The sequence below is a fragment of the Scandinavium manionii genome, from assembly GCF_024764775.1.
In the GTDB taxonomy this organism is placed as follows: Bacteria; Pseudomonadota; Gammaproteobacteria; order Enterobacterales; family Enterobacteriaceae; genus Scandinavium; species Scandinavium manionii.
The window spans coordinates 167,761-179,532 of sequence record NZ_JALIGC010000038.1; the positions used below are offsets into that span (position 1 = coordinate 167,761).

General features: G+C 55.2%; 10 protein-coding genes. 2 read left to right on the forward strand and 8 right to left on the reverse strand.

The window, feature by feature from the left end:
* The first annotated feature begins 3 nt into the window (after window positions 1-3).
* Together apaG and apaH are read left to right on the forward strand one after the other, a co-directional pair.
* Window positions 4-381, forward strand: a complete 378-nt coding sequence (gene apaG, locus MUU51_RS12655; RefSeq protein ID WP_258967867.1) for a Co2+/Mg2+ efflux facilitator ApaG/CorD — start codon at window positions 4-6, stop codon at window positions 379-381.
* A 4-nt stretch (window positions 382-385) separates the two neighbouring features.
* Window positions 386-1,234 (forward strand): bis(5'-nucleosyl)-tetraphosphatase (symmetrical) ApaH, encoded by an 849-nt coding sequence (gene apaH, locus MUU51_RS12660; RefSeq protein WP_159771184.1) that lies wholly within the window; start codon window positions 386-388, stop codon window positions 1,232-1,234.
* Window positions 1,235-1,269: 35 nt separating this feature from the next.
* On the opposite strand, the gene folA is transcribed toward apaH, so the two are convergent.
* The 8 genes from folA to MUU51_RS12700 form a co-directional block, all read right to left on the reverse strand.
* On the reverse strand, window positions 1,270-1,749 hold the full coding sequence (gene folA, locus MUU51_RS12665) for a type 3 dihydrofolate reductase (protein WP_258967868.1): 480 nt from the start codon (window positions 1,747-1,749) through the stop codon (window positions 1,270-1,272).
* A 112-nt stretch (window positions 1,750-1,861) separates the two neighbouring features.
* A complete protein-coding gene (gene kefC / locus MUU51_RS12670; protein WP_258967869.1) occupies window positions 1,862-3,727 on the reverse strand; it encodes a glutathione-regulated potassium-efflux system protein KefC in 1,866 nt (621 codons plus the stop codon).
* Window positions 3,720-4,250, reverse strand: a complete 531-nt coding sequence (kefF, locus tag MUU51_RS12675; protein ID WP_159760971.1) for a glutathione-regulated potassium-efflux system oxidoreductase KefF — start codon at window positions 4,248-4,250, stop codon at window positions 3,720-3,722. The genes kefC and kefF overlap by 8 nt, the downstream gene beginning before the upstream one ends.
* Window positions 4,251-4,332: 82 nt before the next feature.
* Window positions 4,333-4,566 carry a YgdI/YgdR family lipoprotein gene (locus MUU51_RS12680; RefSeq protein ID WP_159771193.1) on the reverse strand — a complete coding sequence of 78 codons (234 nt, stop codon included), beginning with the start codon at window positions 4,564-4,566 and terminating at the stop codon, window positions 4,333-4,335.
* Window positions 4,567-4,762: 196 nt separating this feature from the next.
* Window positions 4,763-7,987 carry a carbamoyl-phosphate synthase large subunit gene (gene carB / locus MUU51_RS12685; RefSeq protein WP_159771212.1) on the reverse strand — a complete coding sequence of 1,075 codons (3,225 nt, stop codon included), beginning with the start codon at window positions 7,985-7,987 and terminating at the stop codon, window positions 4,763-4,765.
* Between the two features lie 18 nt (window positions 7,988-8,005).
* Window positions 8,006-9,154: a glutamine-hydrolyzing carbamoyl-phosphate synthase small subunit gene (gene carA / locus MUU51_RS12690; RefSeq protein WP_159771234.1), complete on the reverse strand. Its 1,149-nt coding sequence runs from the start codon at window positions 9,152-9,154 to the stop codon at window positions 8,006-8,008.
* Window positions 9,155-9,609: 455 nt separating this feature from the next.
* Complete coding sequence (gene dapB / locus MUU51_RS12695) at window positions 9,610-10,431, reverse strand: 4-hydroxy-tetrahydrodipicolinate reductase (protein WP_159771238.1); 822 nt, start codon at window positions 10,429-10,431, stop codon at window positions 9,610-9,612.
* Window positions 10,432-10,559: 128 nt separating this feature from the next.
* Entirely contained in the window at window positions 10,560-11,567 is a 1,008-nt protein-coding gene (locus MUU51_RS12700; protein ID WP_258967870.1) for a LacI family DNA-binding transcriptional regulator, read from the reverse strand.
* Window positions 11,568-11,772 lie beyond the last annotated feature (205 nt).

Genomic DNA, 11,772 nt, shown 5'->3' on the forward strand with positions numbered 1-11,772 from the left:
ACCATGATCAATTCGCCCCGTGTCTGTGTCCAGGTACAAAGCGTCTACATTGAGTCCCAGTCCTCGCCGGACGATGAACGCTATGTTTTTGCTTATACGGTCACGATTCGTAATCTGGGGCGAGGATCGGTGCAGCTGCTTGGGCGCTACTGGTTGATTACTAACGGCCACGGTCATGAAACCGAGGTTCAGGGCGAAGGTGTCATCGGCGTTCAGCCACACATTGCTCCGGGCAACGAATATCAGTACACCAGCGGTGCCGTGCTGGAAACGCCACTCGGCACCATGCAGGGTCACTATGACATGATCGACGCTGACGGTAACCCGTTCAGCATTGATATTCCCGTTTTCCGTCTGGCCGTGCCAGCTCTCATCCATTGATAAAATGAGCACATACCTTATTGGCGACGTTCACGGCTGCTACGATGAACTGATCGCGTTATTAAAGCAGGTGGAATTTACCCCTGGACGAGACACGCTGTGGCTGACAGGCGATCTGGTGGCCCGCGGCCCCGCATCGCTCGACGTTCTGCGCTACGTGAAATCTCTGGGTGATAGCGTGCGTATGGTTCTCGGCAATCACGATTTGCATCTGCTGGCGGTATTCGCCGGGATCAGTCGTAATAAGCCGAAAGACCGACTCACGCCGCTACTGGAAGCGCCGGATGCTGACGAACTGCTGAACTGGCTACGCCGTCAGCCGCTGCTGCAAGTTGATAAAGAGAAGAAACTGGTGATGGCCCATGCCGGGATCACTCCGCAGTGGGATCTTGATACCGCGGAGCTTTGCGCTCGCGACGTTGAAGCGGTGCTATGCAGCGATTCCTATCCGTTCTTCCTTGACGCCATGTATGGCGATTTGCCGAACCATTGGTCGCCAGAGCTGACAGGTCTTGCACGTCTGCGCTTTATCACCAACGCCTTTACGCGGATGCGTTACTGCTTCCCGAACGGTCAGCTCGATATGTACACCAAAGAGTCGCCGGAAAACGCGCCTGTACCGCTAAAACCGTGGTTTGCTATTCCTGGCCCCGTCACTGAAGAGTACAGCGTCATTTTTGGCCACTGGGCTTCGCTGGAAGGCAAAGGTACGCCGGAAGGGATTTACGGTCTGGATACCGGATGCTGCTGGGGCGGGGATTTAACGTGTCTGCGCTGGGAAGATAAGAAATACTTTGTGCAACCGTCTAATCGTCATCTCGATCTCGGCGAAGAAGAAGCCGTCGCGTCTTAATATTATCCCCCCACCCGTCGGGTGAGGGGATACGCTTATCGACGCTCTAAGATCTCAAAGCAATAGCTGTGCGAGTTCTGCTCGTCGGCATCATGAAACTCACTGAATGTCGATTCCCAGTTATCCGGATCGTAGTCCGGGAAATGGGTATCGCCTTCCACTTCCGCATCAATGTGCGTCAGATACAGGCGCTGCGCTTTCGGCAGAAACTGTTCGTAAACCCGACCACCACCGATCACCATGATCTCTTCTGCGTCACCGCAGGCGGCAATCGCTTCATCTACCGACTTTACCCACTCAACACGATCGTCAGTGCCTGGCTGGCTGCTAATCACAATGTTTTTGCGTCCTGGCAGCGGACGTCCAATGGATTCCCAGGTCAGGCGACCCATCACCACAGGTTTGTTGAGCGTGGTACGTTTAAACCAGGCGAGATCGGCAGGCAGGTTCCAGGGCATGGCGTTTTCCATGCCGATAACGCGATCCACCGCTAACGCCGCAATCAGACTGATCATTGAAATATCCCGGATGTAAAAATTGCCGCCACTATACGGAAAGCTTAATCTTTCGTCGACAATAGGGAGAGTAAAGAAGACGAAATATTTTCGCCTTCTCACTAAGTGCCCGTTATGCCGATGGTTTCGCTTCTGGTTCGTCAGCCGGATTACCGGTGTGCTTTCCTTCCTCGGTTCCCTGCCAGCCGTGACGCTGAATAATCGACATGTTGCTGCGGTCTTCGTTGATGATATCGGTCAGCATCGCACTGGTGCGTTTGAACGCCGCCGCGAAGGACGCATCGTCTTCATCCGCCATATCGACCATTTCTTCTATCATTCTCACGTTGAAACGGCGGAACACATCTGCACGCTCGCGGGCTTCATAGGCGCCAAGCCCCAACGCTTCCAGCGCCATGCGACCTGACTTCAGAGCGCCTTCAAACGTTTCACGCTCCGGCGCTTCGATACCCGCCTGACGCAGCTGAATGTAGTGATCGATATCGCGGGCGCGGGCGATAATCCGCAGATGCGGGAAATGCGCTTTCGCCAGTTCCGTCAGTTCGAGGTTGGTTTTCGGGTCATCAATGGCGTTGATCAACACTTCCGCCCGGGCTGCACCGGCTGACTCAAGCATATCGACCCGCGTCGCGTCACCGTAAAACACCTTCATATCGAATTTACGCAGCGTATCGACGTGGTCTGGATCGTGATCGAGAATGACCATCTTCACGCCGCTCGACAGCAGCAGACGACCGGTAATCTGACCAAACCGACCAAATCCGGCGATAATCACCCGCGGCTGCTCTTCATCAATTTCATCCGCCTCGCGATCGTCACCGCCTTTGGCTTTTTCCATGCGTGACAGCAGCACCAGTAAAATCGGCGTGGCGGCCATCGACAGCGCCACTGCCAGGGTCAACGCTTTGGCCCATTCCGGGTCCAGTACTTTCGCCATCTGCGCCGTACCAAACACCACAAACGCAAACTCACTGCCCTGGCCTAACAGCGCAGCAAACCAAAGACGCTGGGCTTTCGGCACGCCAAGCGGGCGTGCAATCAGCCACAGCATCACCGCTTTAATGATAAGGAATCCGGCCAGTAAAATCAGAATACGTAGCGGATGCGTCACCAGGGTGCCGAAGTCGATAGACATGCCAACGCCGATGAAGAACAGTCCCAACAGCAGGCCTTTAAACGGTTCGATATCGCTTTCCAGCGCATGGCGATATTCCGAACTCGCCAGCAGCACGCCGGCCAGAAATGCGCCCATCGCCATCGATAAGCCCACTTCTTCCAGCAGCAGTCCGAAACCGAAAACCAGGAACAGCGCGACGGCGCTGAACACTTCGCGCAGGCCTGAGCGAGCGACAAAACGCAGCACCGGGCGCGTGACGTAGCGCCCGAGCAAAATCACGAGCTCCAGGACGCCGGCAACTTTCAGGGCGGAAAGCCCAAAAGCGGCAAGCGTGGTAGTCGCCCCGCTGGAGGCCAGCAGCGGGATCATCGCCACCAGCGGAATCGCCGCGATATCCTGGAACAGCAGCACCGCAAACGTACTGCGGCCAAGCTGAGAGACGGTCAGATTCCGTTCGCTCATCGCCTGCATGGCGATGGCCGTGGAAGAGAGTGCCAGCGTCAGGCCGATAAGTTCAGCCACTTTCCAGTCAAGACCGAGCAGCATGCAAAAGCCACCGATCAGGACACCACACGCGACCATTTGCAGCGCTCCACCGCCAAATACCGACGCGCGAAGCTTCCACAAACGCTTCGGATCAAGCTCCAGGCCAATGACAAACAGCATCAGCACCACGCCGATTTCAGCGAAGTGCAGAATGGCCTCGGCATCCGTCACCAGGCGCAAACCCCACGGCCCAATAATGCAGCCTGCTATCAGGTAGCCGAGCACGGAACCTAATCCCAGACGCACGGCAATCGGCACGATCAGCGCCGCCGAACCGAGGTAAATCAGGGCCTGAATCAGCGTATGGCTATCCATGATGCACCTCCTGCCACTCGAGCAGACGCTGTTTGTAATGCCGGGCCTCGGCGACAAGCGTTTCATCGTCGCAGATAAAGGTGCAATGCATGGCGAACGGCGGCAGCCAGTTCAGGCCGCAATACAGCGCCGTCGCCTGTAATGGCTGCGCCAGAACGTCAAAACCGGGGAAACTGCCAATCGCGAAATGATCGTCTCCGCCACCGGTCGTCACTGCCCACAACAGGCTTTTACCGTGCAGCGCTTTTCCGCCGTGCCCGTAGGCCCAGCCGTGAGACAGAACTTTATCAATCCAGAGTTTGAGGAGTGGCGGCACGCTGTACCACTGCATGGGGTGCTGCCAGATGACCAGGTCGGCGCGGGAAAGCGCCTCCTGCTCAGCGGCAATGTCGATATTGAAATCGGGATAGAGGTGATACAGAGAGCGAATTTCTACGCCATCGATTTCCCTTGCCTGCTCGAGCATCCGTTTATTCGCATGCGAATGCTGCGGATAAGGATGCGCATAAATAATCAAAATCATCTGTTAGCCTGTTTTGCACTTCACTGTTTTATCAGCGAAGTGTAGTCAGTTAACTTACAGGCTAACAGCGAAGATTGGTGAACTAGTTGTCCAGCTCGCCCATGGATTGAACCTGATCGCGGTTGATCTGTTCGGTCTTACCGGTTTCCGCATTTTTATAGGACACGAGGCCGGTGTCGCTATCAACCTCTGGCTTACCGTCGGTGACGATGGTTTTACCATCGGTCGTTTTCAGCGCCTGGTTTGAGGAACAGCCTGCTACGGTAAACAGTGCTGCGGCGGTAAAAATGGAGGTGATCAGTAGATTGTTACGCATGGTGTTCTCCCGTGCTCTTCGGTTAAAGAATCATTATCTGCCTAATGATTTTAGGCTAACTGACTGAACGCACATGGAAAACCAGAACACTCTGAAGATGGGACGATGGGATGAGAGACAAGGTAAAAGCAAAACGGCAACCAGAAGGTTGCCGTTTTTAGTAGAGCATCAGCCCGCACACCCCATACAGCGAGGGTTACTTATTGATCTGCGCGTGCATTTCCTGCACCGAAATCACCTTCTCGGTCGCATCCGCGTTCAGCGCCATGGCTGTCGCGAAACCGCCGTTCAGGGTGGTGTCGTAATGCACTTTGTACTGCAGCGCGCTGCGGCGAATCAGCTTGGAATCTTCAATCGCCTGACGACCTTCGGTGGTGTTAATGATGTAGGTGTATTCACCATTCTTGATACGGTCCTGAATGTGCGGCCGGCCTTCATGCACCTTGTTCACCAGACGCGGGTTAATGCCCGCTTCGCCCAGAACAACGGCAGTCCCGTGGGTCGCATCCAGTTCGAAGCCCTGTTTCAGCAGTTTTGCCGCCAGGTCTACCACTCGCTCTTTGTCACCTTCACGCACGGAGAGCAGCGCACGGCCCTGCTTCTTCATGGTGGAGTTGCTGCCGAGCTGCGCTTTGGCAAACGCTTCTGCGAAAGTACGACCCACGCCCATCACTTCACCGGTAGAGCGCATTTCTGGCCCTAACAGCGGGTCAACGCCTGGGAATTTGTTGAACGGCAGTACCACTTCTTTCACCGAGTAGTACGGCGGGATGATCTCTTCCAGGTGGCCTTGCTGCGCCAGCGTCTGACCGACCATCACGCGCGCCGCCACTTTCGCCAGCGGCAGGCCGGTGGCTTTGGAGACGAACGGTACGGTACGAGCCGCACGCGGGTTGACTTCAATCAGATACACTTCGTTGTCTTTCACGGCGAACTGGACGTTCATCAGGCCGCGAACCTGCAGTTCGAAGGCCAGTTTCTGCACCTGCTGGCGCATCACATCCTGAATTTCTTTGCTCAGGGTATACGCTGGCAGAGAACATGCGGAGTCACCGGAGTGAACGCCTGCCTGCTCGATGTGCTCCATGATGCCGCCAATCAGCACGTTTTCGCCGTCGCAGATAGCATCCACGTCCACTTCAACCGCATCGTCGAGGAAACGGTCCAGCAGCACTGGCGCATCGTTAGAGACGCTGACTGCGGTCTGGAAGTAGCGACGCAGATCAGCTTCGTCATACACGATTTCCATCGCACGACCGCCAAGCACGTAGGACGGGCGCACCACCAGCGGGTAGCCAATCTCTTTCGCTTTCTCTACCGCCATTTCAATCGCGGTCACGGTGGCGTTCGCAGGCTGTTTCAGCTTCAGACGGTCAACCGCCTGCTGGAAACGTTCGCGGTCTTCTGCACGGTCGATAGCATCCGGGCTGGTACCGATAATCGGCACACCTGCGGCTTCCAGCGCACGCGCCAGTTTCAGCGGAGTCTGACCACCGTACTGCACGATAACGCCCTTAGGTTTCTCGATGCGCACGATTTCGAGCACGTCTTCAAAGGTCACCGGCTCGAAGTACAGGCGGTCGGAGGTGTCGTAATCGGTGGAAACAGTTTCTGGGTTACAGTTGACCATGATGGTCTCGTAACCGTCTTCACGCAGCGCCAGAGAGGCGTGTACGCAGCAGTAATCGAATTCGATACCCTGACCGATACGGTTAGGGCCGCCGCCGAGGACCATGATTTTATCGCGGTCCACGGACGGGTTCGCTTCGCACTCGTCTTCATACGTGGAGTACATGTACGCGGTGTCGGTGGAGAATTCTGCCGCACAGGTGTCCACGCGCTTATAGACCGGGTGCAGGTTGTACTGTTCACGCAGCTTGCGGATTTCTGACTCGCGAACGCCTGCCAGTTTTGCCAGGCGTGCATCGGCGAAACCTTTACGCTTCAGCGTACGCAGGAAATCAGCATTCAGGCCGGTAATACCGACTTCCGCCACGTTTTCTTCAAGGCGCACCAGCTCTTCAATCTGTACCAGGAACCAGCGGTCGATGTTGGTCAGGTTGAAGACGCCGTCGACTGACAGGCCCGCACGGAAGGCATCAGCGATGTACCAGATACGCTCGGCGCCCGCGTCTTTCAGCTCGCGGCGAATCTTGGTCAGCGCTTCCGGGTCATCCAGGCTCACTTTCGGGTCGAAACCGGTCGCGCCCACTTCCAGGCCGCGCAGCGCTTTCTGCAAGGATTCCTGCTGAGTGCGGCCAATCGCCATCACTTCGCCGACGGATTTCATCTGCGTGGTCAGGCGGTCGTTAGCACCCACAAATTTCTCGAAGTTAAAGCGAGGGATTTTGGTCACAACGTAGTCGATGGACGGTTCGAAGGAAGCCGGGGTACGGCCGCCAGTGATGTCGTTCATCAGCTCGTCGAGGGTGTAACCCACGGCCAGTTTCGCTGCCACTTTGGCAATCGGGAAACCCGTCGCTTTGGACGCCAGCGCGGAAGAGCGGGACACGCGCGGGTTCATTTCGATAACAATCAAACGACCATTTTTCGGGTTCACAGAGAACTGGACGTTAGAGCCACCGGTTTCCACGCCGATTTCACGCAGCACCGCCATCGAGGCGTTACGCATGATTTGGTATTCTTTGTCGGTCAGAGTCTGCGCCGGGGCCACGGTGATGGAGTCACCGGTGTGGATACCCATCGCATCGAAGTTTTCGATAGAGCAGACGATGATGCAGTTGTCGTTTTTATCACGCACCACTTCCATCTCGTACTCTTTCCAGCCAATCAGAGACTCATCAATCAGCAGCTCTTTGGTTGGGGAAAGATCCAGACCGCGTTCGCAAATCTCTTCGAACTCTTCACGGTTGTAGGCGATACCGCCGCCGGTGCCGCCCATGGTGAAGGACGGACGGATGATGCACGGATAACCGACGTCAGCGGCAACCGCCAGCGCTTCTTCCATCGTGTGTGCAATGCCGGAACGCGCGGTGTCGAGGCCGATTTTCTTCATCGCTACGTCGAAACGACGGCGGTCTTCTGCTTTATCAATCGCGTCAGCCGTTGCGCCAATCATGGTCACACCGAACTCTTCGAGCACGCCCTGACGTTCCAGCTCAAGCGCACAGTTCAGTGCGGTCTGGCCACCCATGGTTGGCAGCACCGCATCCGGACGCTCTTTTTCAATAATCTTGCGAACCACTTCCCAGTGAATCGGCTCGATGTAGGTCGCATCGGCCATTTCCGGGTCGGTCATAATCGTCGCCGGGTTGGAGTTCACCAGGATGACACGGTAGCCCTCTTCACGCAGCGCCTTACACGCCTGGGCACCGGAGTAGTCAAACTCACAAGCCTGACCGATAACGATCGGGCCAGCGCCAAGGATCAGGATGCTTTTTATGTCTGTACGTTTTGGCATGGTTTTCTCAGCTCCTGATTATTTAGCGGTCTTACGGTATTGCTCGATAAGTTCGATGAAGTGATCGAACAGCGGTGCGGCATCGTGCGGGCCTGGGCTCGCTTCCGGGTGCCCCTGGAAACTGAACGCGGGCTTATCGGTACGATGAATACCCTGCAAGGTACCGTCGAACAGTGACTTGTGCGTGACGCGCAGGTTGGCGGGCATCGAGGCTTCGTCCACCGCAAAACCGTGGTTCTGCGCGGTGATCATCACCGTGTCGTTGTCGATATCTTTCACCGGATGGTTGCCGCCGTGGTGGCCGAACTTCATCTTGATGGTTTTCGCCCCGCTCGCCAGCGCCAGAAGCTGATGGCCGAGGCAGATGCCAAATACCGGAATATCGGTTTCGAGGAATTTCTCAATCGCGGTAATCGCGTAATCACATGGGGCCGGGTCGCCAGGACCGTTGGAGAGGAAAATCCCGTCCGGATTCATTTTCAGCACGTCTTCGGCAGAGGTTTGCGCCGGGACTACCGTCAGGCGGCAGCCGCGGTCAACCAGCATGCGCAAGATGTTGCGCTTCGCGCCGTAGTCGTAGGCCACCACGTGGAAAGGCAGCTCTTCTTCTTTCTTCGCTTCTGGCAGTTCATCTGCCAGCGTCCAGCTACCCTGAGTCCAGCTGTAGCGCTCAGTGGTGGTCACTTCTTTCGCCAAATCCATACCGTTCAGACCCGGGAAGGCCTGCGCTTTTTCCAGCGCCAGGGTGGCGTCCAGGTGGTCACCGGCAATGATGCAGCCGTTCTGAGCGCCTTTTTCGCGCAGCAGTCGGGTCAGCTTGCGGGTATCAATATCGGCAATCGCCACAATGTTGTGACGCTTCAGGTAAGAAGAGAGGTCTTCGGTGTTGCGGTAGTTGCTGGCAATCAGTGGCAGATCGCGAATGATGAGGCCTTGAGCGTGTACCTGGGAAGATTCTTCGTCAGCAGCATTGGTGCCGACATTACCGATATGGGGATAAGTGAGAGTGACGATTTGGCGAGAATAGGAAGGATCAGTGAGGATTTCTTGATAACCGGTCATTGAAGTATTGAAAACGACTTCCCCAACCGCCGTGCCCGTTGCCCCTATGGCCCGACCGTGAAACTGGGTTCCGTCTTCCAGAACCAAAAGCGCTGACTTAATCAAAACATCCTCCAGAGAATATTCACTCAGTTTATCTGCATATTAATTCACTCACAATGACGAATCAATGCAAATCTGCTGCCCGCGAAATTCGTGCAAACGGCGGCATTCTGGATATTTACGGGGAGAAAGTCAACGTAAACGAGGGGTTTTTTTATGTCATTTTGCGCCACTGGGGGTTATGACGCTGTAAAGCAGGCAAAAAGATCAGCTAATGGCCTTTCCGTACACGCTTGCGCACCAGGATAATTGTTAAACCCGCCCAGTGGAAGTAAAAAAGTGGACCAGATGGTCAAAATTTACATTCACATAACGAAAAAAGACATGAAAACACATTGTTTTGAGCGATATAAGAAGAAATTAAAATGAAGAAGGAAAAATTAAAGGGCAATAAAATATTGCCCTTTGCAATCAACTAATTGTGATTGCCACAACCACATCACGATGGGGTAAACTCATTATAAATTGTTGAGATCAAGCACATCACGCATATCAAAAAGACCGTTAGGCTTCTCTTTCAGCCACAGAGCAGATCGCACTGCGCCATTGGCAAAGGTCATTCGGCTTGAAGCTTTATGCGTGATTTCAACGCGTTCACCAATATCGGCGAACATCGCAGTATGTTCCCCGACGATATCCCCCGCACGCACGGTCGCAAAACCGATAGTGCCAGGTACACGCTCACCGGTATAGCCTTCACGGCTGTACACGGCACACTCCTTCAAATCTTTATCCATGGCATGAGCAATCGCTTCGCCCATCGCCAGTGCCGTACCTGATGGCGCATCCACTTTGTGACGATGATGCGCTTCGATGATTTCGATGTCGGTATAATCGCCCATCACCTTCGCGGCCTTTTCCAGCAGTTTCAGCATCACGTTCACGCCGACGCTGAAGTTCGCAGCAAACACAATCGCGATGCTCTCTGCCGCGTCACGGATTGCCTGTTTGCCCGCCTCATCAAAACCGGTGGTGCCGATAACCATGCCTTTACCGTGCTGGCGACAAAAAGCCAGATGATGCAACGTGCCTTCCGGACGGGTGAAATCGATGAAGACATCGAAATCATCCTTCACGGCATCAAGGCTGCTTTGCACCTTCACGCCCGTCGCACCAATGCCTGCGAGCTCGCCTGCGTCTGCGCCCAGCAGAGAAGAACCCTCACGCTCCAGCGCCGCACCCAGTTTAATACCTGCCAGCTGTGCCGCCGCCTGAATCAGTTGCCGTCCCATACGGCCGCCCGCGCCTGCTATAGCGACACGGATGTGTCCATCTTGCATATCTATTCTCTTCGTTAATACAATGTAAATCGTTTTCAGAGTAACCAGCGCCTGAGGGCCCTGCCACTAAAAACGGCGATAATTAGAATTTAACGTGAAACTGCAGCCAATATCAGTAAAAGGCATGATCAGCGAAAACCACAGGATTCTCTGACCACCAGCGCCGGAGGCAGAATTATCCGTTTTGGTGGTTCGCTATTGCCCTGAATCCGACTGAATAACAGCTCTCCGGCCTTACGCCCGATCTCTTTCGCGGCAACGGAAACCGTAGTCAGTGCGGGCTGTACCAGCGCCGCCTCGGTGATATCGTCAAAGCCGACCAGCGCAAAATCGCGCCCCGGCTCGCGGCCCGCTTTACGCAGCGCCAGCATCACCCCCAGCGCGACAATATCCTGATAGCATACGGCAGCGGTAATCTGTGGAAACTGACTAAACAGCGCTTCCGCCACCCGCGCACCATCACTCTGGCTTGCCTGCGAGGCGACGATCCACTCCGGCTTTGGCGCCACGCCATAATCCAGCAGCTTACTGGTAAATCCGCCAATACGCTCAGCGCGCGTCCCCGAATTCAGGCTCCCACCGATAAACGCAATGTTGCGATGGCCCAGTTTCAGCAAATGCGCGGTCGCCATTCGCGAACCGAGAAAGTTATCGGTGCCGACGAAATCGAAATCCGGGTCCTCCAGCGGGCGCACCACCATAATTGCCGGGATATTGCGCCGCTTCAGGCCATCGAAAAACGCCTGCGGCGTGCCCCTCGCCGCGCAAAGCACCATTCCGCAGGCGCTGTTTCGCATCAGCGAATCGACAAACTTCTGCTGCCGCTCTTCAGACTCTTCGCTGTTAGCCAGAAACAGCAGCATCTCATGACGCTCCATTTCATGGCTCAGCCCGGCGGTCATCTCGCCGTAAAACGGATTGGTGATATCGTGCAACAGCAGCCCGACCTGATTGCTGCTGCGGTTGCGCAGATTCGCGGCAGTCTGGTTATAGACATAGCCGGATTCATCCAACGCCAGTAGCACTCTTTCCCGGGTTGCCTGTGAGATACGCCCGCGGTTTCGCAGTACCATCGAGACCGTGGCGGTCGACACGCCAGCTTTCGCGGCGACCTGCGCCAGCGTAACAGTGGTCATGATTCCTCCTTGTGTTTCCCTCAGATTAATCGAATAACCTTAATTTTGCATTACTCCCTGTGAGGCGCTTCACAACCTGGTGGATAAAAATCACCCAACGCTGATTTTTGCCGGGTTAATCCCATTAACCACCCTTCCCTCTTACGGTTAATCGATTAATCTGAGCGTAAGAAGATGTGGAAGCAAGGATTGATTGAAACACTTT

Coding starts and splice junctions, on each gene's coding strand:
- carB (WP_159771212.1), bottom strand. CDS start 7,987: ATGCCAAAACGTACAGACATAAAAAGCATCCTGATCCTTGGCGCTGGC.
- apaG (WP_258967867.1), top strand. CDS start 4: ATGATCAATTCGCCCCGTGTCTGTGTCCAGGTACAAAGCGTCTACATT.
- MUU51_RS12680 (WP_159771193.1), bottom strand. CDS start 4,566: ATGCGTAACAATCTACTGATCACCTCCATTTTTACCGCCGCAGCACTG.
- apaH (WP_159771184.1), top strand. CDS start 386: ATGAGCACATACCTTATTGGCGACGTTCACGGCTGCTACGATGAACTG.
- dapB (WP_159771238.1), bottom strand. CDS start 10,431: ATGCAAGATGGACACATCCGTGTCGCTATAGCAGGCGCGGGCGGCCGT.
- kefC (WP_258967869.1), bottom strand. CDS start 3,727: ATGGATAGCCATACGCTGATTCAGGCCCTGATTTACCTCGGTTCGGCG.
- kefF (WP_159760971.1), bottom strand. CDS start 4,250: ATGATTTTGATTATTTATGCGCATCCTTATCCGCAGCATTCGCATGCG.
- folA (WP_258967868.1), bottom strand. CDS start 1,749: ATGATCAGTCTGATTGCGGCGTTAGCGGTGGATCGCGTTATCGGCATG.
- MUU51_RS12700 (WP_258967870.1), bottom strand. CDS start 11,567: ATGACCACTGTTACGCTGGCGCAGGTCGCCGCGAAAGCTGGCGTGTCG.